Genomic DNA, 19552 nt, shown 5'->3' on the forward strand with positions numbered 1-19552 from the left:
GGAAATGTGACGGTCAGAACGGACAATCTGCCGTAAAACTCATCCAGTTGCCCGTCTCAGGGTGATGCAGCCCCAGAGTTTCGGCATGCAGCATCAGGCGTGAATGGTCGGCGCGTGTTTCCGGCGCATAGATCTGGTCGCCCAGAATGGGATGGCCCAGCTCCAGCATATGCACGCGCAACTGATGGCTGCGCCCGGTCAGCGGCGAAAGCTGCATCCGGGTTTCACCGGGGGCGCGGCCAATAACCTGCCAGTCGGTCAGTGCCGGTTTGCCCTGATCGAAGTTGACCATCTGGCGCGGACGGTTCGGCCAATCGACCGAGAGGGGCAGATCAATCCGGCCCGCCTCGCCCGCCACCTCGCCCAGAACGCGGGCGACGTAGGTCTTTTTCGCGCGGCGATGTTCAAACTCTTGCCCCAGAAATCCCTGCGCCTGCTTGGTCCGGGCAAAGATCATCACGCCAGATGTGTCACAATCCAGCCGGTGCACCACCAGCGCATCCCAGTATTCGGCCTGCAACCGGGTGATCAGGCAATCGGCCCGCCCTTCCAGCTTGCCGGGAACCGACAGCAGCCCCTCGGGCTTGTTGGCTACGATGATCTGCGCGTCCTGATACAGTATATTCAGCGGCACATCGGGCGGGGTGTAGGTGAATTCGATCCTCATCGGATGGTGTGACCATCGGCGCGCAGGGCAGCGGCAAGGTGGCGGATATGGGTGGGGCCAACCTCGCAACAGCCGCCAACGATGGTGGCCCCCAGATCAACCCATTGCAGCGCAAAGGCGGTATAGCGTTCGGGCGTCAGGTCGTGGCGGTGAGTATAATCAGGTGCCGCCCCGCCATCAGGCAGGGGCAGGCCCGAGATTTCGCTGAACCCGTTGGCATAGGCACCAAAGGGCAGGCCAAGGGTGGAAAGTTCGCGCAGGGCTGCCAGCATCGCCTCGGGCAGCGAGCAATTGGCCAGAACCGCTGCCGTCGGATGTTCGGCAATCACCTCGCGCAGGCCAGCAACGGGTTCGCCCGAGCGCAGACGGCTGCCATCGCGGTCATCGACCGAAACCGACAGCCAGACCGGCACCCCTGCCGCCTGCGCCCCGGCCAAGGCCCCGCGCGCCAGATCCAGCGAAGACATGGTTTCGATCAGGATTACATCGACATGGGGTGCCATGATCCGCGCCTTTTCGGCGTAAAGGGCGGTTGAAACGGCAACCGGGGGCGTCAGATCGGGGCGATAGCTTTCGCCCAAGGGCCCCATTGACCCCGCAATCAGGCCGCGCCCAGCGTGGGCCCTGGCCTCATGCGCCTCGGCCAGCGCGCGCAGATGCAGGGCGTGATAAAGGGCATCAAGTCCAACAGGCTCTAGCCGGTCATGCAGGATGTTGTAGGTGTTGGTGGTGGCAACTGAGGCCCCGGCGGCAAAATAATCCTGATGGATTTCCCGCACGAGACCGGGGTGGTCAATCATCACGCGCGTCGCCCATAGGGCACCGGGGTTGTCGCCTGAGCGTGCGATGAGTTCCTGGCCCATACCGCCATCCAGCAGGGTGATTTCAGCCATGATTACCTCGTCAGGATCAGGCGAGCGGCAAGGCCCGCGAAAAGAACCGCCGCCAGCTTGTTCACGAACACCATGCGCGCGCCGATAGCGTTGCCCGCATATCCCGCCAATGCGCCGAAGACCACCGTTGTCCAGGTGCCATTGAACGCAAAGATACCGCCCAGAATGACGATCTGCTGCCAGACCGGCAGGTTCGCCCCCGGCACCACGAATTGCGGCAGGAAGGCCAGAAAGAATAGGATCGGCTTAGGGTTGAGCACATTCGACAGGATGCCGCGCAGGAAAGCGCGGGTCAGCGAGGGCGTGCCCTGCCCTTCAGGCAGATCGCCCGCGCGCCAGCTTTTGACCGCAATCCATAACAGATACGCCGCCCCGGCATAGCGAATGGCCGAGAGCGCCGCCGGATGGGCCGCGACCAGCGCCGACAGGCCCAGAGCCGCCAGCGCGATGTGCCAGAATACCCCAACGCCCACGCCAAGGCCCGCAACCACCCCGGCGCGCGGGCCGCCCTGCACGCCGCAGGCCGTGGCAAAGACGATGTCCTGACCGGGCGCAAGATTGACCACCAGCCCGCCAATCAGGAAGGTCAGGAACTGGTCGGCGGTCAGAAAGGCGATATGGTCCCACATGCCCGCACCATCGGGTGCGTAATGGCGAAGATCAAGAAGCTGATTTGACCTTTTGGTGCATTGCGGCAAGGCTGGGCTAAGAGGTGCCCGATGGATTATGAAACCGTTCCCGCCGCCCAGTTCGGCCATGCGCTAACCGGGATCAGCATCAACCTTCTGGTGCGCGATGTGCGGGCCGAGGCAGCCTTTCTGGCGCTGGTTTTCGACATGGCGGTGCACCGGCTGTCGGATGCGTTCGCGATTGTGCTGCATGGCGGGCAACCGTTCCAACTGCATTCGGATGCCACCTTTGCCAATCACCCGTTGAGCGCCCTTTTGCCAGTGGCCGGACCGCGTGGGGCTGGGATAGAGCTGCGCCTGCACGAAGCAGACCCCGACCTTGCGGCAGAGCGGGCGGCGCGGCTGGAAAACGCGATTGTGCTACAGGCACCGACCGACAAGCCCGGCCACGGCTTGCGCGAGGCGGTCATCCTGTGCCCGGCAGGCTATGCTTGGGTGCCGTCACGGCGGATCTGATACGGCAGGTTAGTCGCGCCCCACCGCCTGCGGCAGACCGTCATCAAGGGTATAATAATCGCCTTTGTCGGCCACAAAGATATGCTGCGAAATCTGTCCGCCCGTCGGATTGTCGATGACGCCCGCCTCGACCGAAAAACTGCCGTCCGAGGCGCGAAAATACAGGCTTGACCCGCAATCGGGGCAAAAGCCACGCGCGCTACCGCCATCCGTTATATGTTCGGCAACGTGGCGAGCCTGCCAGTCCATCGCCTCCTCCTCTGTGTCGAAAGAGGCCGCATAATGCCCTGAAAGTTTACGGCATTGCGAACAATGGCAGGACCAGACGGCTCCCATCGGACCGGGCAGGCTGAAACGGTTGGCACCACACAAGCACGAGCCATGCAAGGTTTCTGCCAGTGTGGGCGCTGCGGGCGGGCCTTCGGGGCTGTAATAATCGCCCGCGACCTCGCCAAACCAGTGGCTTTCTATGTGCAGGCCAGTCGGGCCATCCAGGGCGCCGGCGGCAAGGGATATGCGCGCCTCTCCTTCCGGCTGCCACAGCAGAAAGGCCCCGCAGTCGCGGCAAAAGCCGCGCTGCGCCTCGGGCGAGGCGCGATACCACGCAAGGCCCCGGTCTTCGACCAGATGAAAGTGGTTATGCGGCACCGAAGTTGCCGCCCAATAGTGCCCCGATTGCTTGCGGCATTGTGTGCAATGGCAGGCGACCACATCGCGCAACGGAGGTCTCACATCGAAAACCACGCCGCCACACAGGCAAGAGCCGCGCATCATGCCGCCTCGTAGAAAACTTCGGCCAGCAAGGGCACCAGCCAGTCTTCATCGGCCTTGGTAAAGGCGGCGGGGGTGTTGCTGTCCAGATCCAGCACGCCCAGCAACTGCCCTGCCCCGTTCCAGACCGGAAGCACCAACTCCGACCGCGTGGTCGAGGAACAGGCGATATGGTCGGGGAAATCTTCGACATCGGGCACGTTCTGAATTTGGCCGGTGCGGGCCGCAGCGCCGCAAACCCCGCGCGCAAACGGGATGACAAGGCAGCCATGCCCGCCCTGATAGGGCCCGATCTTCAGCAACTCTGGTGCAACGACACGGTAAAATCCCGTCCAGTCGGCAAAGGGGTGGTGGTTGTGAATTTCGCACACCACAGTCGCCATCAGCGCGACGGCGTCAGTTTCGCCGTGGCAAAGGGCGCGGATCGAGTCCGTGACTTCATCATAATTCATCTTAGTACCCCAAAGCGCAGCCGTCTTTGCGTGGATCGGAGCCGCCGATCAGCACGCCGCTGTCATCGATCAGGATGGCCTGCGCCCCGCCGATCGGATCGTGCGGCACCGACACCTGATGGCCCATGGCCGCCAGTTCGGTGCGCACGGCCTGCGAATAACCGCGCTCGACCTGCATCCCCTCTTCGCCGCTGAAACAGCGGGGGGCGTCGATGGCAGATTGCAGGTCCATGCCGTAATCCACCAGATTTGTGACAAAGCGGGCATGGCCATTGGGCTGATATGCGCCGCCCATCACACCAAAGGGCATGATCACCCGCCCGTCGCGTTTCAGCATGCCGGGAATGATAGTGTGCATCGGGCGCTTGCCGCCCGCCGCCTCATTCGGATGACCGGGTTCAAGGCTGAACCCCGCTCCCCGGTTTTGAAAGTTGATGCCGAACTTGGACGAGGCAAGACCCGCGCCAAAACCCCAAAAGATCGAATAGATCAGCGAAACCGCCATGCCGTCGCGATCTACCACGGTGATATAGACGGTGTCCTTGTGGACGGCCTCGGTCAGCGGCGCAGCGCGGTCCATGGCGCGGTTGGGGTTGATCAGCACGGCCAGTTTCGCCGCCGTTTCGGGGGCCAGCATATGGTCCAGCCGCGAAGTAGTTTCCGCGATAAAGCGGTTGCGGGCGTCATAGGCCAGCTTGGCGGCCTCGGCCTCGATATGGGCGCGCTGGGGGCCAAAGGGGTCCATCGCGGCAAGGTCAAAGTGTTTGAGGATGTTCAGCATCAGGATCGCGGTCGCACCCTGCCCGTTCGGCGGATGTTCGACCAGTTCGACGCCATGATATTCGCCCGTCACCGGCTCCGTCCAGTCGCACTGCGTCGCCGCCAGATCCTGCAAGCTATGGCTGCCGCCAAGCGCACGCAGCGAGGTGATCATGTCTTCGGCCACCTCGCCTTCGTAAAACCCGGCGCGACCCTGGGCGGCGATGCGACGCAACACCTCGGCCTGACCCGGGGCGCGGAAAGTCTGGCCAAGGCCCGGCACCTGTCCGTCGATCAGATAGTGGCGGCGAGCGTCACCTTGCAGGCAGGGGGCATCTTCGGCCCAGTCAAAGGCGACGCGCGGGGCCACGGGCACGCCCTCTTCGGCATAGCGGATGGCCGGGGCCAGAACACGGTCCAGCCCAAGGGCACCCCAATCGGCATTCAGGCGGCAAAAGGCGTCGATCGCACCGGGCAGCGTCACCGCCTCTATCCCGCGAATCGGCATCTTTTGCAGGCCTTTGGCGCGCAATTGATCGGCCGACAGGCCGACAGGCGAGCGGCCAGACCCGTTCAGGGCACTAATGTCATTTGACCCGGCGGGCTTCAGCAGCACAAAGCAATCGCCGCCGATCCCGGTCATCTGGGGTTCACAAATGCCAAGAAGAACCGCCCCTGCAATGGCAGCGTCGGCGGCATTACCGCCCGCTTGCAGGATCTCGATGGCGACTTTGGCAGCAAGCGGATGCGACGTGGCGCACATCCCGTTGGCGGCATAGGTGGCCGAGCGGCCGGGCAGATGGAAATCGCGCATTAGGGTACCTCCGCCGCCGAACCTAGGGAGGCGCGCGGCAGAAGCCAAGCCTAGAGAACCTCGGCATCGCGGACTGGGTGGGGGCTGTTACCGCGACGCCGAGGGAAGCCTTATGCAGCTACCACGCCAGATTTTCAGCGGGTCCGGGCGGATTGACGGGAAAATAATGGCGTAATTGCGGCACAATCTGCGCATCAGCCACAATCTGCCAACCAGCCAGGGATTGTCACACAGGAAGCGAGAATTGCAGATAATTCCGCCCGGCCAGCCGGTGATATTCTAGCCCGGTCGTCAGGGTACGAATCAAATTCCAGCCAAAGCCTCCTTCTGGCAGGTCGCCACCCAGATTGGGCGGATCACCCGCAGGCAACCGCTCTTCCGGCATCGGCAGGCCGGAATCGATGATCTGGCAATGCAGGCACGCGGGATCGACGGTCAACCGCAGCTCTATTTCCCCCGGATAGCGGGCATAGGCATGTTCGACCACGTTGTTCAGCACTTCTGCCAGAACCAACTCTGTCGTGCTGCGGCCATCGGCCGTCAGCATGGTGAGTTGGCGCGCGCGCATCACGCGTTGCAGCGCAAGGCTTACCGCATCAGGTTGCGCTGGAATCAAGAAGTGCAGAGACGTCCCTTCAGTCGATGCCATCGGAACCTTACAGTCACACCGCATCTTGCAGACCGTCATCCCAACGGTCGTGAAGGGTGAAAATGCTGTCCATCCGGGTCAGGCGAAACACCTTTTGCACCGTGGGCGTCAGGCCAAGCAACTCCAGCGGGCGCTCTCCCCCCAGCGCCTTGCGCACTGCCACAACGGCACCAAGCCCGGAGCTGTCGATAAAAGTCACCTGCGACAGGTCAAGTACGACACGCCCTTGACCTTCAAGGGAAATTTCGCGCATCCGATCCTTGAACTGAATTGCGCAGGCCGCATCGATGCGGTCCTGCGCCACGCGCGCCAGCAGCAAATTGCCCTGCTTTTCGACCGTAATATCCATCTGACACCTCCGCCGGGAACAGCGTCAGATTAAGCGGCAGAGGTTACCAAAGCGTAAGCGCGATCAGTTAAGCTGAAACTGCAACGGATAGCGACCATCCTCGAAATCGCCGAACAGGTCGGGCAGATCGGGGTGGGTCACGGGCTGGCCCGTTTCGTCCGGCACAAGGTTCTGCTCGGACACATAGGCGACGTAATAGGACTGATCATTCTCGGCCAGCAGATGATAGAAGGGCTGGTCCTTCGACGGGCGGCTTTCCTCGGGGATCGCCTCGTACCAGGCGTCGGTATTGTTGAAGATGGCATCGACATCAAAGACCACACCACGAAACGGATGCTTGCGATGGCGCAGCACCTGTCCGATGTGATACTTGGCGTCGGTCTTCAACATAACACTACCCCCAGCCTCATATTTACTCCTGACAGCGGGGGCTGTCCATGTCGGGGGCGGGGGTGTCGGGGAAACAATACCGTTGCATGATGGCGACAGTTGGGGGCCCGTCTCGCGGAATTCTGATCGGATTGCAGATGTTGCGGCATTTCCCTTGGGGGGCTTTTCCCCTAAGGTGCCCTCAAAAGTGAATGCGCGAGGGGCAGATGAGCAGAACTCTCCGTGCGTCGATCCTGTTACTGGCTCTTGCCTCTTGTGGGGGTGGGAACTTTTCGGCGCCCCGTGATCTTGACGACGCATGTTCGATCTTGCGTCAGCGGCCCGGATATTTGCGGGCGATGCAGGCAACCGAGCGGCGCTGGGGCATTCCAGTGCATGTGCAGATGGCCGCGATCCATCAGGAATCGAAATTTGTCGGCAATGCCCGCACTCCGCACCGCTTTGCGCTGGGGGTCATTCCGATGGGGCGGCAATCGTCGGCCTATGGCTATAGTCAGGCGCTGGACGGCACCTGGGAAGAGTATCAGGACGAAAGCGGCCATCGCGGCGCGCGGCGCGACCGGATCGAGGATGCTACCGATTTCATGGGCTGGTACATGCGCGGCACCACCGACCGGCTGGGCATTTCGCCGGGTGATGCGGAATCGCAGTATCTGGCCTATCACGAGGGGCGGACCGGCTTTGCCAACCAGTCTTATCTGGGCAAGCCCTGGCTGGTCGATGTGGCTGCCAAGGTTGGCAGCCGCGCCGAACTTTATCGCCAGCAACTGGAATATTGCCGCTGACTGGTCGGCGGCGGCCTAGTTCTGCCGCCGCTCAATCTCATCCTTGATGTTGAAAAAGCCGGGGGCAAAGCCCTTGCCGGTGGTCAGATCGCCAAGGATCACGGTGGTCTGCTGTCCGACATCATCGGTGATGATCCACTGACGCAACGTCACCGGGCTGGCGGTAAACACCAGTTCGATCGTGCCATACTCGGGATGCTCGGGGTCTTGCGCGATCACGCGGGTGGTGTTGTCCACCTCTTTATGGCCCATGACCATCTTGGCTTTGCCCAAGTTGATCTTGTCGGCCAGAATAAGGCTAAGCGGCGTGCGGCGCAGCGGATATTGTTCGGGCGGCTGGTTCGACTTGGCATCAAAAATCGCCACATTCCCGGACGAGGCCAGCACCAGACTTTTGTCAGGGGGCGCGTATTCGAACCTCACCCGCCCGGGCCGCTGGATGAACAACTTGCCCAGCACGACCGACCCATCGGAATTCACCTGGGTAAAGTCCGTCCGAACCGAAGAAATCGTGTTCAGATAGGCCGACAGATCGGCCAGCGGAATCGGCGCGGCCACGGCGGGCAGCGTCAGGGCGATCAGGGCAAGCGGGGCCAAAAGGGCGGTGCGTCTGTTCATACCCCCTATATAGGCCGAACCAACGCCGCCTGCACCCCCTGCCCCGGTCACATGGCGGCGAGTTGCCTGTAACAGAAACCACCCGATTTCAGCGGCTTGGCGGGACGTCGGCGAAAGACAGGCCAAGACAGGTTTCCTTGCTTGGATGCCGTTTTTTACGCAAGAAAGACGCGTATGATTGGAAATTATGCAGAATAAAGCACGGACAATTTTCATATATATCGAATTATCTTCTGAAAACAGGTATCCAAAGCACCAACTTTGCCAAGAACTGCCAGAGGATTTGCCTATCCTGCCCGAATTCCCACAGCGAACGGGCAGGAGAGGCAGATGAAAGTCGTTGTTCTTGGCGCAGGCGTGATCGGCGTGACTTCGGCCTGGTATCTGGCCCGCGCGGGCCATGAGGTGACGGTGATCGACCGGCAGGACGGCCCCGCGCTGGAAACCTCTTTCGCCAATGCAGGCGAGGTCAGCCCCGGCTATGCCAGCCCTTGGGCCGCGCCGGGCATTCCGATGAAGGCGATGAAGTGGCTGTTCATGCGCCATGCGCCGCTGATCATCCAGCCGCGCGCCGATTGGGCGACGATTTCGTGGATGGCGCGGATGCTGTCGAACTGCACTTCGGCGGCCTATGCCGTCAACAAAAGCCGGATGGTGCGGTTGGCCGAATACAGCCGCAATTGCCTGATCGCGCTACGCGCCGACACCGGCATCAGTTATGACGAACGGACCAAGGGCACCCTGCAACTGTTCCGCACCGAAAAGCAGGTGGAAGCAGCGGCCAAGGACATCAAGGTTCTGAAGGCCGATGGCGTGCCGTTCGAGGTGCTGGACGCCGTGGGCTGCATCGCCGCCGAACCGGGTCTGGCCACCAGTCGCGACAAGATCGCAGGCGGGCTGCGCCTGCCGGGGGATGAAACCGGCGATTGCTTTAAATTCACCAATGCGCTGATGGAACTGGCCAAGGCGGCGGGCGTGACCTTCCGCTGGAAGGTGGGGATTCAAGCGCTGGAGGCCGAGGCGGGCCGCGTGGTTGGCGTGCGCACCGATGCCGGGCGCGTTACGGCAGATGCCTTCGTGCTGGCTTTGGGCAGCTATTCTCCGGCTTTGGCGCGGCCCTTGGGCATGTCTCTGCCGGTTTATCCGGTAAAAGGGTATTCGATCACCGTGCCGATCACCGATGCCTCAAAGGCTCCGGAATCGACGGTGATGGATGAAACCTACAAGGTGGCGATCACCCGCCTGGGCGACCGGATCCGCGCCGGTGGCATGGCCGAAATTGCCGGCTTTGACCTGACCTTGCGTGAGAAACGCCGCGAGACGCTGGTGCATTCGGTCGAGGATCTGTTCGGCGGCGCGGGCGACCAGACCAAGGCCACCTTCTGGACCGGCCTTCGCCCGATGACACCCGATGGCACGCCCATTGTAGGCCGCTCCAGCCTGTCCAACCTGTTCCTGAACACCGGGCACGGCACGCTGGGCTGGACCATGGCAGCAGGGTCGGGCCGCCTGCTGGCCGACCTTATGTCGGGTCGGGCGGCAGAGATCGAGCATGCCGATCTGGGCTATGCCCGCTATCTGCGCGCACCCCTGCGCAGCCAGACCGGGCGACAGCCCGTCGCCGCCTGAGGCCAGTTCAGGTTAGACAAATGCCGCGAAAGCGTTGGATTTTCCGGCGCTTTCTTCATTCATGTCATAAGTTTACCACAAATTTCCTTCAGCCGTGTCGGCCTGAACCGCAACCGCCGCGCACAGACAGGGCTGGAATCTCGCAATTGACTTCGCAAGGGATTTTTGCTGTCTCGCCCACAGGTTCCGGTGTGCGTCCCGCCACTCCAACCCATTTGGCCTATGCGCCACGAGGAGGATTACCTTGCGCCATTTTTCCTTTCCGCTTGCCCTGACCGCCGCCCTGTGGGGCACCACCGCATTGGCCCAAGCCACGCCCGAAGGCGCGGCAGAGCTGACCGCGACCTTGCAGACCTATCTCGGTGCTACCGCCGGTGTCGTCTCGGTCGCGCCCGAGGGCGATGCTTACGGTGTGAAGATCGACTTCACCCCCCTGCTGGCCAAACTTCCGGCAGAGGCGGGCGAGGCCACTGTCACGCCGATCACCTTCCAACTGACCGACAATGGTGATGACACCTGGGCCTATGCGCAGGACCAAAGCTTTGCGCTGACGGTGAAAGCGCCGGGCAAGGCCGACATCAGCCTGAACATCGCCAACCTCGAGGGCACCGGCACGTTCGATGAGGCGCTCCAGTCGTTCTCGACATCTTCGACCACGATCACCGACCTTCAGATGAAGGAACTGGTCACCGATCCGGCCGGCACCACCACCGATGTGCAGTATTCGGTCGCCTCGACCCAGTATGACAGCACGGCGGTTGCGGGGGCCAATGGCGGTGTCGATAGCACCATGACCTATTCGGCGACCGGCTTTGCCGAAACCTTCACCATCCCCGGCGGCGAGGGCATTCCGCCAACCGTGATCGGCGTGAAGGCCAATGACTACACCGGCAATGGCGTGGTTCAGGGCCTGCGCCCCGATGCGGTTTACAAGCTGGTCGCCTTTTTCGTCGCCAACCCCGAGGCCGCCGCGATTGCCGCCAAGCAGGGCGATCTGAAAACCATCGTGACCGAAGGGCTGCCGATCTTTAATCACCTGACGGCCAATGCCGCGATGGGGGGTGTGTCGGTTGAAACGCCTATGGGTCCGCTGTCGATTGCCACCGCCAAGGTGGATGTTGAGGCCAATGGCATTGTCGAAACGGGTCTGGTGCGCGAAGCCATCGCCATCAGCGGCCTGACCCTGCCGCCGGGCCTGGTGCCCGAATGGGCCACCACACTGGTGCCCAGCGATGTGACGCTGGATTTCGGCCTGTCACGCTTTAACCTTGATGCGCCGGTGCGTCTGTTCCTGCAAGCTGCCGACCTGACGAAAGAGCCGCCCGTCGGCCCAGAGGTCGAACAGCAATTGCTGGCCGCCCTGTTGCCCGAAGGCGTGGTTGACCTGACCATCGCCCCCGGGACCACCACCGCCCCTGACTACACGCTGGGTTACACCGGCACCCTTTCGTTCGGGCCGCAAACCACGGTTCCTGTCGGCAAAGCCACGGTCTCGCTGACCGGGATGGACAAGGTGACCGCTACGGTTCAGGCCGCTCCGCCTGAGATCAACCAGCAGTTCGCCCCCTTCCTTGCCATGGCGACCGGCATGGCCAAGCCCGGCGACGGTGGCGCGCTGATATGGGAGCTGGAGACGACGGCCGCTGGCGGCATGCTGATCAACGGCACCGACCTGTCCGGGATGGCACAGTAATGGCAACGCCGGGTCTGGTCATTTCGCGCGAAAGCCCGACGGGGCCGGACCTGGCGCTGTTGTTCGAACGCCACACGGCAGACATGCACGCCGACACGCCACCCGAAAGCATCCATATGATGGATGCCTCGGAGCTGGATAGTCCCGACATCGCGTTTTTCGTGATGCGCGATGCCGGGCGCCCGGTGGCCATGGGCGCCTACAAGCGAATCTCGCCCACCCATGCCGAGATCAAGTCAATGCATGTTCTGGCCGAAGATCGCGGTCGCGGCCTGTCGCGTCAGATGCTGGCCCATCTGGTTGCCGAGGCACAGGCCGACGGGTTGAAGCGCCTGTCGCTGGAAACCGGCGTACAACCAACCTTCATCGCCGCCCGCGCGCTGTATGAGCGGGCAGGCTTTACCTATTGCCCCCCGTTCGAGGGCTATGGCGCAGACCCGAATTCGGTTTTCATGACCCGCCAGCTTGATTGACGCCTTGATCGGCGGCGCAACCTGCCGCAAAAGGGGCGCGTGGTCCCGTAGCTCAGCTGGATAGAGCAGCCGCCTTCTAAGCGGCCGGTCGAGGGTTCGAATCCTTCCGGGGCCGCCACCCTTTCCCATCACTAGAGCTTCAAGGCAGCGTAAGGGCCGCCGACCGACAGGGTGCCTCCAGGAGTGCGGCAAGCTCCGGATCGAGGTGCAGCAAGCTGAGGGAGACACCGGCCATATCAAGCGAAGTGTAGTATGGCCCGACAAGGCAGCTGTGAACACCGATACCGCGAGCCTTGAGCCTTTGCCGGACGCGGCGCAGGATGATGTACAGCTCCATCGCCGGAGTGCTGCCCAGCGAATTGACAAGCACCGCGACCTGATCCCCTTCTGACGGGTGCATTTCGGCGAGTATCCGGTCCAGCAGCAGATCCGCGCTTTCGTCGGCAGAGATCAGCTTTTGGCGCACCACGCCCAGTTCGCCATGAACACCCACCCCGATTTCAATCTCATCCGGCCCAAGATCGAAGCTTGGTCTTCGGGTTTCGGGTGGGCTGCCCGGCTCCAGCGCCAGACCCATTGTATAGGTCCGGGCATTGGCGCGCCGCACAACGGACTCGCAGGTATCAAGCGGCATCATCCGGTCTGCCGCGGCGCCAGCAATCTTGAAGATGAAGACGTTACCCGCAACGCCGCGCCGCGCCGCCCGCGACTCGACCGGCGAAGAGGCGATGTCATCCGTCGTTATGATGGATCGGACAGCAATCTGCTCTTCGGCAGCCAGTTCGGCGGCCATGTCAAAGTTCATGACATCGCCTGAAAAGTTGCCATAGATATAAAGCACACCCGCCCCGCGATCCGCAAACTGGGTGGCGGCAAGGATCGGACCCGGCGGGGGCGATGCAAAAAGATTGCCGACAGCGGCAGCATCGGCAAGCCCACGCCCGACATATCCCCAAAAGCTGGGTTCATGCCCGGCACCGCCACCGATTACGATGCCAACTTTGCCTGCACGCGGGCCATCTTTCGCGACGATCGCGCGCGGCGTATCGGGCAGCGCCATGATCAACCGCTCATGTGCAAGCAGTGCGCCTTTAAGCGCTTCGTCCACCGCATCTTTCGGAGCGTTGATAAGCTTTTTCACATGATTGCGCGCCGGAAGCGGGGCCTGCGACGGAACGGCGCGGCGCGGCGCATCCTTGTAGCCCTCCGCCGTAAGAATACCGCGCCCGGTAACCGCATCCGTCACCAGAACATTGGCATGCCCCCCGCGCAAGGCGGCAAGGATTGCTGCAACCTTGTCAACCCCACCGGCCACGGCGATCCGCTGAGGGATACGCCGCAATGCCGCCAGATCGATGCCGATGGTGCGTTCGTGCATCGGTCCGATCACGGGTTCCCCCCGCGCATCAATGAACCGACCGACGATACTTCCAACCGCATCCTGATAATGCGCATGCTGTACCCCACCCTCCAGAAAGCCGCTGGTATGGATGGTGCTTTCCGGTCGGAGCGATGAAATCCCCATCACGATCCGGTCGGCCTCGGCCAGAATTGCGAGCTGTTCGGCAAGAACCGGTTCCTGCATCAGCATGCTGCGCATCACGGCAGAGGAAACGATGGCGGGCGCAGAGATCGGAATACTTCTGGCATTCAGCGCCTCGGCCATTCGCGCGGCACATGCCTCTGGTGTCCAGGGAATTTTTGCCGTGGTGCCGCCGGTCGCCTGGATCACCCGCACATCCTGAAGGCCGGGGTGGTCCAGGGCCTCTGCCAAGGCAAGAACCGTGCGCCCCCAGGTTACGGCCAGCGTATCACCAGATTTGACAAAGCGCGTCAGCGCCTGCGCCCCCGCAGCCCCCAGCCGGGCGATCAATGGCCTGTCTCCGCCATCGGTTGGAATGACAAGGCAATCCTGCAAACCAAAATGGTCGCGCAGTGCCTGTGCGATGGACAAGGTGCGGAACTTATCGGGATCAATCTCGATATTCACGATGCCGCGCGTGCGCGCATCGGCCAGATAGGCATTCACCGAAGGGCGCGACAATCCCATCTTTTCCGCGATATCGCTTTGGGTCAGCCCCTCTTCGTAATAAAGCCACGCGGCCCACAGCAACGCATCGTCACCATAGCGCAATGGCATGGCGAAAACGGTGTCGCCGTCGCCTGCCTTGCTGATGGCGCGCGGCGCCATCAGTTATGCCCGCCTGACAGATGCGGAGCCAATCCATCACGCAGGGCGGCAATGATGATTGCTGCCGATGCGGCTCCGGGGTCGACATGGCCAAGACTGCGCTCGGCCAAACGTGCCGCGCGCCCGACAGAGGCTGCCATGGCGCGTGTCGCATCGCGCCCCCCCTCGGCGGCGACAACGGCGCGATCAAGCCGCGCGAGTGGCCCTTCCGCCGCCAGGCTGGCGGCTCTGGCGGCGGGTGCCCAGACATCCATCATTGTCTTGTCGCCGGGCCGCGCCTTGCCCCTGTCTGCGATGCCTTCGGCAAAATCGCCGATAATCGCAGGCAATTCCTCTGCCGCAATCGTGGTTTGGCCAGCAAACCGTTGCCCTGCCCGCATGAAAGCACTTGCATAAAGTGGCCCGGATGTCGCCCCCACCGCATTCAGGAACGCGCGGGCTGCCACCGCGAACAAATCGCCCGCAGCGGTGCCACGTGCTGCCGCCTCGGCACCAGATTGCACCACCATGGCAAAGCCATCGGCCATTGCCGTGCCATGGTCGGCATCGCCGATCGCACCATCCAGCGCCCCCAGTTCAACCCTGGCATCCGCCAGACGACGTGCAATCACACGAAACAGGAAGACGACTTGTTGGGCATCCAGTTGGGTCATATACGCACTTGGCCTTAAACGCGGCCCCATGGCAAGGGCAGAGCCGGTTCGCGGCCCGTCAGGCCAGCCGCCGCAGCACCGAATGGCCCAGCGTGGTCAGGATCATGCAGCAAGAGGTTGCCCCGGCATCCAGCACGCCGCGCGACCGTTCGCCCAACCGGCTGGCCCGTCCGATCTTGGCCACCAGATCAATCGTGCTGTCGCGACCCTGTTCTGCGGCGGTGATCATGGCGGCAAGGGCGGGGGCAAAGCCCTGCGCCTTGGCGGCATCAAAGGCGGTGACGGCGGGAACCAGCGTGTCGATCAGAGTTTTGTCACCGACCTGCGCATTGCCGACGCCCTGCACGCCCGCCAGCCCGGCGTTCAGCATGGCCGAAAAGGTTTCGGCATCAAGCTGATTGTGGCCTTTCAGCGCACCTGCCATGTCTTCGAACATCAAGCCATAAAGCGGCCCCATCGACCCGCCGATTTCCGACATCAGCACATCGGACAGAACCAGCATGGCGGCATCCAGAGTCATGTCCTTGCCGTGAATACGCTCTGCCGTGCGGCCAAAGCCCTTGGCCATGTTGATGCCGTGGTCACCGTCCCCGATCTTGCCGTCAATTTCTGACAGCCAAGCCTTGTTGGCCACGATCACCTCGGCCAGTTCCTCGACAATGGCCGTCTGGCCCGCATTCGTGATTGCGTTCATCTTGATCCCCTGATGCGTCAAAGTGCGGCCGAGGCGGTTTCGACATCAAGCAGCGCCTTCAGTTCGGCATCAAGTGCCATGACCGTCAGCGTCGCCCCCACCATTTCCAACGAGGTGAAATAGTTGCCGACCAGCGCCTTGTGGACCGTCATTCCCATGGCGGTCAGCCCGGTCTCGATCCGGTCAAAGATCACATAAAGCTCGTTCACCGGCGTCGCACCAAGGCCAGAGACCAGAACCGCCAGTTCGGTTCCGGCGGGCAAGGCGTGATCGTCCATTACGATCTTCAGCATGTCGTCGGCGACCTCGCTCGCGGTCTTCAACGCCTCAATCCTTGTGCCGGGTTCGCCGTGGTGGCCGATGCCCACCTCCATTGTGCCGGGTTCGATCTGGAAATTCGGGTGCCCCACGCCGGGCAGGGTGCAGGGTCCAAGGCCCACGCCGACCGACCGGCAGGCATCGATGGCCTTTTGCGCCGCCGCCTGCACTTCGGCCAGAGGCGCGCCGGTGGCTGCCTTGGCACCGCCGATCTTCCACATGAAAATTTCGCCCGCCACCCCGCGCCGCTTGGCGCGTTCATCTTGCGGCGCGGAACAGACGTCATCATTGGCGACGACGGTGGCCACCTCGATCCCGTCCTTGGCAACCATGCGGGCCGCCATTTTCACGTTCATGTTGTCGCCCGCGTAATTGCCGTAAAGAACGGCAACACCTGCCCCGCCGTTGGCGGCCTTGATCGCATCGGCAAAACTTTTCGCCGTGGGCGAGGAGAACAGCTCCCCCACCGCCACCGCATCCACCATGTTGCGCCCGGCATAGCCGATGAACGCAGGCTCGTGACCAGACCCGCCGCCGGTGACGATGCCCACACGGCCCGCCTTAGGGGCTGCGTTCGACACCACAACGCGCGGGTTTGCCGCATCCAGATGCACCAGATCGCGGTGCGCCTTGACGAAACCTGCCACGGTTTCATCCACCAGATCGTCGGGATTGTTGATGAATCTTTGCATGTTATCTCTCACTTCACCGTATATCCGCCATCGACCAGCAGGTCGGCGCCATTGATCATCGCAGCCTCGGATGAGGCCAGGAACACCGCAGCCGCCGCGATTTCATGTGGTTCGGCAAAGCGGCCCATGGGAATCTGCGCCTTCATCGCCTCGCCTTTCGGCCCGTCCCATGCCTTGCGGCCAAGGTCGGTCAGAACCACCGTTGGCGAGATGGAATTGACGGTAATCCCATGGCGGCCCCACTCCAGCGCCAGCGTCTTGGTCACGCCGAGAATACCGAATTTCGACGCGCAATAGGCCACATGACCATCAATCGCGACCGATCCGGCCTGACTGGCCAGATTGACGATCCGCCCGCCCTTGCCAGCGGCAATCATCGCGCGCCCCACGGCTTGGGCCATCAGAAAGCTGCCTGTCAGGTTGACGGCAATGGTGCGGTCCCATGCGGTGGCCGTCAATTCTTCGGCGGGGGCAAGGTCAACGATGCCCGCGCTGTTGACCAGAATATCGATCCCGCCCATCTCGGCCTGAACGGCGGCCACTGCGGCGCCAACGCTGGCCGCATCGGTGACGTTGCAGGTAAAGGCCCGCGCCCCGCTCAGGCCCGAAGCCTGTGCCGAGGCCGCCTCAAGGTTCATGTCCAGCAAGGCCACACGCGCGCCCTTGGCGGCAAAGGCCTGCGCAATCGCCGTGCCGATCCCCGAGGCAGCGCCGGTCACGACGGCAATCTTGCCGGCAAGTGAAAAGTCGAAAGTCGGAGGGGCCATGGGGTGTTCCTTGATGCTCGGGCCGTGGGTGGTGTGCCCCCGGGCCGGGGAGAGCGGCCCAGGAGCAATGCCGTCGTGGTCAGGTTACTGGCGAGCGGCCAGCAGCGCATCCACATTGTCGGCAGTCACAGGCGTCCATGGAACGCTGTATTCCTTGGCCTTGCCGTCGGCCCAAGGCATGTCGGGATAGGCTGTCCAGATTTCCGACATCGGTTTGTAGTCGGGCAGCACCGCAGCAATCGCCAGATCCAGCGCGCCTTGGGCCTGTGCAGCCCCGTCTTGCAGGATTGACGCCATGTTGCCGTCCTTGACCGCGTGCAGCGCATCGGTCACGCCGTCGATACCGGCAATGGCGAAGGATTTGGGGTCAAGACCTGCGGCCTTGACCGCCTCGATCGCGCCCAGCGCCATTTCGTCATTCTGGCCGATGATGCCGTTGATTTCGCCGGGATGGGCGGTCAGCCAGTTTTCCATCAGGGTCTGCGCTTCGGCGCGGCTCCAGTTCGCGGTCTGATCCTCCAGCACCTTCACATCGGGGCATTCGGCCAGGGCCTTCTTGTTGCCTTCCAGACGCTGGATCTGTGCCGATTGCCCAACCGGACCTTCGATGATGACGACGTTGCCTTTGCAGCCGATCTTGTCGAGGACGTATTTCGCCTCCATATAACCCGACTGCACGTCATCGGACCCGACATAGGCTGCCAGCTTGTCGCTGTTGACGCGGGTGTTCGACCCGAAAACCGGGATGTTGGCGGCAGCGGCGGCATCAACGGCGGCGGCACCGGCCTCGATGTCGATCGGAACGAAGATGATCGCATCAAACCCTTGGGTGATCATGGTTTCGAACTGATCTTGCTGGGTCAGCGCGTCATATTTGCCATCGAACACGGTCACATCGACCAGACCCTGCTTGACCGCCGGGTGGTTTTGCAACGCTTGCGCCCAGATCTGCATGAACTCGGCGTTCAGGCCATAGACGGCGGCCCCGATCTTGGGCTTGTCGTCGGCGAAGGCCGCACCGGCCACAAGGGCCAGGGTGCTTGCCATTGTCAAAAGCTTCTTGGTCATTCGCGTTTTCCTCCCATGGATACGCTGGTTGTGTCGCCGGTGCCAATCGCCCCGGCTGTGGCAAGACAGGGTGATCAGTCCTGCTTGTTCTTCGAGCGGTCCATCATGACGGCGGCGACGATCAGGACGCCCTTGATGACCTGCTGGTAGTAGGATTCGACCCCAAGCAGGTCGAGCCCATTGTTCATGACGCCGATCAGCAGCGCACCGATCAGCGTGCCCGACACCCGGCCGATGCCGCCCGCAAGGCTGGTGCCGCCGATGACAACCGCCGCAATCGCATCCAGCTCATAGGCGATACCCGCCTGGGGCAGGGCCGAGCCGGTGCGGGCGGCAAGGATGATGCCTGCAAGACCTGCAAGGCCACCCGAGATCACATAAACCGCAAAGCGGATGCCGTTGACCGGCAGGCCGGAAACCTTGGCGGCATGGGGGTTGCCGCCCACCGCATAGACATGGCGGCCAAAACGGGTCTGGGTCAGGACGAAATGCGCCACGGCAAAGGTGCCTAGCAGCACAAAGATCGGAACCGGAACACCGAACAGGCTGCCTGTGCCGATCCAGCGAAAGCCCTCGGACAGGGCCGGAATGGGCCGCCCGCCGGAATAGAGCAGCGTCAGCCCCCGCGCCGCCGATAGCATGCCAAGCGTCGCAACGAAGGCGGGAACACGGAACCGCGCGACGATTGTGCCCGACACACCGCCACAAGCCATGCCAACCACCAACCCGATGGCAATCGCCAACAGCGCAGGCCAGGGCGCACCCGGAATGAACCCGGTCGTGGCTGTGGTGGCGAACGACGAGGCCACAACCCCGGTCAGCGCGACCAGCGAGCCGACCGACAGGTCAATGCCCCGCGTCAGGATGACAAAGGTCATTCCGATGGCCAGCACCCCGTTGATCGAGGTTTGCCGCAACACGTTCAGGATGTTGCGCGTCGTCAGGAAGTTTTCGCTGATGAAGGTCAGCGTCACACAGGCCAGCGCAAGGGCGATAAGTATGCCATACTTTTGCGCAATCGCACCCGCCGTCAGGCGCGGGCCTGCCGTGGTCTGCTCGTTCCGTTCCATAGTCTTGATCCT

The 19552-nt window shown here is 62.6% G+C and carries 22 protein-coding genes and 1 tRNA gene; 6 read left to right on the forward strand and 17 right to left on the reverse strand.

All coding sequences use genetic code 11. The features are described from left to right. Window positions 1–13: 13 nt before the first annotated feature. Genes JI744_RS01760 through JI744_RS01770 form a run of 3 tightly spaced genes read right to left on the reverse strand, consistent with a single transcriptional unit; the run spans window position 14 to window position 2189 of the window. Window positions 14–667 (reverse strand): pseudouridine synthase, encoded by a 654-nt coding sequence (locus JI744_RS01760; protein ID WP_236019196.1) that lies wholly within the window; start codon window positions 665–667, stop codon window positions 14–16. After that, window positions 664–1560 (reverse strand): homocysteine S-methyltransferase family protein, encoded by an 897-nt coding sequence (locus JI744_RS01765; protein WP_202657654.1) that lies wholly within the window; start codon window positions 1558–1560, stop codon window positions 664–666. Before JI744_RS01765 ends, JI744_RS01760 begins: the two co-directional genes overlap by 4 nt. 2 nt (window positions 1561–1562) lie before the next feature. Next, on the reverse strand, window positions 1563–2189 hold the full coding sequence (locus JI744_RS01770; protein ID WP_202657656.1) for a LysE family translocator: 627 nt from the start codon (window positions 2187–2189) through the stop codon (window positions 1563–1565). A gap of 90 nt (window positions 2190–2279) precedes the next feature. On the opposite strand from JI744_RS01770, the gene JI744_RS01775 reads away from it, so the two are divergent. Further along, entirely contained in the window at window positions 2280–2705 is a 426-nt protein-coding gene (locus JI744_RS01775) for a VOC family protein (protein ID WP_202657658.1), read from the forward strand. A gap of 9 nt (window positions 2706–2714) precedes the next feature. Here JI744_RS01775 and JI744_RS19035 read toward each other — a convergent pair whose 3' ends face one another. The 6 genes from JI744_RS19035 to hspQ all read right to left on the reverse strand — a co-directional run bounded on the left by JI744_RS19035 (window position 2715) and on the right by hspQ (window position 6889). Beyond that, window positions 2715–3479: a GFA family protein gene (locus JI744_RS19035; RefSeq protein ID WP_236019197.1), complete on the reverse strand. Its 765-nt coding sequence runs from the start codon at window positions 3477–3479 to the stop codon at window positions 2715–2717. Beyond that, window positions 3476–3928, reverse strand: a complete 453-nt coding sequence (locus tag JI744_RS01790) for a GAF domain-containing protein (RefSeq protein ID WP_202657660.1) — start codon at window positions 3926–3928, stop codon at window positions 3476–3478. Before JI744_RS01790 ends, JI744_RS19035 begins: the two co-directional genes overlap by 4 nt. Before the next feature lies 1 nt (window position 3929). Next, window positions 3930–5501 carry a gamma-glutamyltransferase family protein gene (locus JI744_RS01795; protein WP_202657662.1) on the reverse strand — a complete coding sequence of 524 codons (1572 nt, stop codon included), beginning with the start codon at window positions 5499–5501 and terminating at the stop codon, window positions 3930–3932. A 226-nt stretch (window positions 5502–5727) separates the two neighbouring features. Then, entirely contained in the window at window positions 5728–6117 is a 390-nt protein-coding gene (locus JI744_RS01800; protein ID WP_202657664.1) for an ATP-binding protein, read from the reverse strand. Between the two features lie 46 nt (window positions 6118–6163). Next, entirely contained in the window at window positions 6164–6499 is a 336-nt protein-coding gene (locus JI744_RS01805) for an STAS domain-containing protein (protein ID WP_202657666.1), read from the reverse strand. A gap of 63 nt (window positions 6500–6562) precedes the next feature. Then, window positions 6563–6889 carry a heat shock protein HspQ gene (hspQ, locus tag JI744_RS01810; protein ID WP_202657672.1) on the reverse strand — a complete coding sequence of 109 codons (327 nt, stop codon included), beginning with the start codon at window positions 6887–6889 and terminating at the stop codon, window positions 6563–6565. A gap of 206 nt (window positions 6890–7095) precedes the next feature. Between hspQ and JI744_RS01815 the strand changes: the two genes are divergently transcribed. After that, on the forward strand, window positions 7096–7674 hold the full coding sequence (locus tag JI744_RS01815) for a transglycosylase SLT domain-containing protein (RefSeq protein WP_202657673.1): 579 nt from the start codon (window positions 7096–7098) through the stop codon (window positions 7672–7674). Window positions 7675–7689: 15 nt separating this feature from the next. Here the strand turns inward: JI744_RS01815 and JI744_RS01820 are convergent, their stop codons facing one another. Continuing rightward, window positions 7690–8292: a LolA family protein gene (locus JI744_RS01820; protein WP_202657674.1), complete on the reverse strand. Its 603-nt coding sequence runs from the start codon at window positions 8290–8292 to the stop codon at window positions 7690–7692. Window positions 8293–8622: 330 nt separating this feature from the next. On the opposite strand from JI744_RS01820, the gene JI744_RS01825 reads away from it, so the two are divergent. From JI744_RS01825 to JI744_RS01840, 4 genes are all read left to right on the forward strand, one after another. Then, a complete protein-coding gene (locus tag JI744_RS01825) occupies window positions 8623–9921 on the forward strand; it encodes a D-amino acid dehydrogenase (RefSeq protein WP_202657675.1) in 1299 nt (432 codons plus the stop codon). A gap of 244 nt (window positions 9922–10165) precedes the next feature. Beyond that, entirely contained in the window at window positions 10166–11614 is a 1449-nt protein-coding gene (locus JI744_RS01830) for a hypothetical protein (protein ID WP_202657676.1), read from the forward strand. After that, window positions 11614–12087 carry a GNAT family N-acetyltransferase gene (locus JI744_RS01835; protein WP_202657677.1) on the forward strand — a complete coding sequence of 158 codons (474 nt, stop codon included), beginning with the start codon at window positions 11614–11616 and terminating at the stop codon, window positions 12085–12087. The genes JI744_RS01830 and JI744_RS01835 overlap by 1 nt, the downstream gene beginning before the upstream one ends. Window positions 12088–12128: 41 nt before the next feature. Then, window positions 12129–12205 (forward strand) — tRNA-Arg (locus tag JI744_RS01840). A 21-nt stretch (window positions 12206–12226) separates the two neighbouring features. Here JI744_RS01840 and JI744_RS01845 read toward each other — a convergent pair. The 7 genes from JI744_RS01845 to JI744_RS01875 form a co-directional block, all read right to left on the reverse strand. Further along, window positions 12227–14278 carry a bifunctional sugar-binding transcriptional regulator/dihydroxyacetone kinase subunit DhaK gene (locus JI744_RS01845; protein WP_236019198.1) on the reverse strand — a complete coding sequence of 684 codons (2052 nt, stop codon included), beginning with the start codon at window positions 14276–14278 and terminating at the stop codon, window positions 12227–12229. Beyond that, a complete protein-coding gene (gene dhaL / locus JI744_RS01850) occupies window positions 14278–14931 on the reverse strand; it encodes a dihydroxyacetone kinase subunit DhaL (protein WP_202657678.1) in 654 nt (217 codons plus the stop codon). Before dhaL (JI744_RS01850) ends, JI744_RS01845 begins: the two co-directional genes overlap by 1 nt. 58 nt (window positions 14932–14989) lie before the next feature. Then, window positions 14990–15625 carry a dihydroxyacetone kinase subunit DhaL gene (dhaL, locus tag JI744_RS01855; RefSeq protein WP_202657679.1) on the reverse strand — a complete coding sequence of 212 codons (636 nt, stop codon included), beginning with the start codon at window positions 15623–15625 and terminating at the stop codon, window positions 14990–14992. 17 nt (window positions 15626–15642) lie between these two features. After that, window positions 15643–16635 (reverse strand): dihydroxyacetone kinase subunit DhaK, encoded by a 993-nt coding sequence (locus tag JI744_RS01860; RefSeq protein ID WP_202657681.1) that lies wholly within the window; start codon window positions 16633–16635, stop codon window positions 15643–15645. Between the two features lie 8 nt (window positions 16636–16643). After that, on the reverse strand, window positions 16644–17402 hold the full coding sequence (locus JI744_RS01865) for a GolD/DthD family dehydrogenase (protein WP_202657683.1): 759 nt from the start codon (window positions 17400–17402) through the stop codon (window positions 16644–16646). 84 nt (window positions 17403–17486) lie between these two features. Beyond that, on the reverse strand, window positions 17487–18470 hold the full coding sequence (locus JI744_RS01870; protein WP_202657684.1) for a substrate-binding domain-containing protein: 984 nt from the start codon (window positions 18468–18470) through the stop codon (window positions 17487–17489). A 74-nt stretch (window positions 18471–18544) separates the two neighbouring features. Next, the gene (locus JI744_RS01875) at window positions 18545–19540 is read right to left on the reverse strand and encodes an ABC transporter permease (RefSeq protein ID WP_202657685.1); all 996 of its coding nucleotides are present in this window, start codon (window positions 19538–19540) and stop codon (window positions 18545–18547) included. Window positions 19541–19552 lie beyond the last annotated feature (12 nt).

This window comes from Fuscibacter oryzae, from assembly GCF_016765795.1.
GTDB classification, from domain to species: domain Bacteria; phylum Pseudomonadota; class Alphaproteobacteria; order Rhodobacterales; family Rhodobacteraceae; genus Fuscibacter; species Fuscibacter oryzae.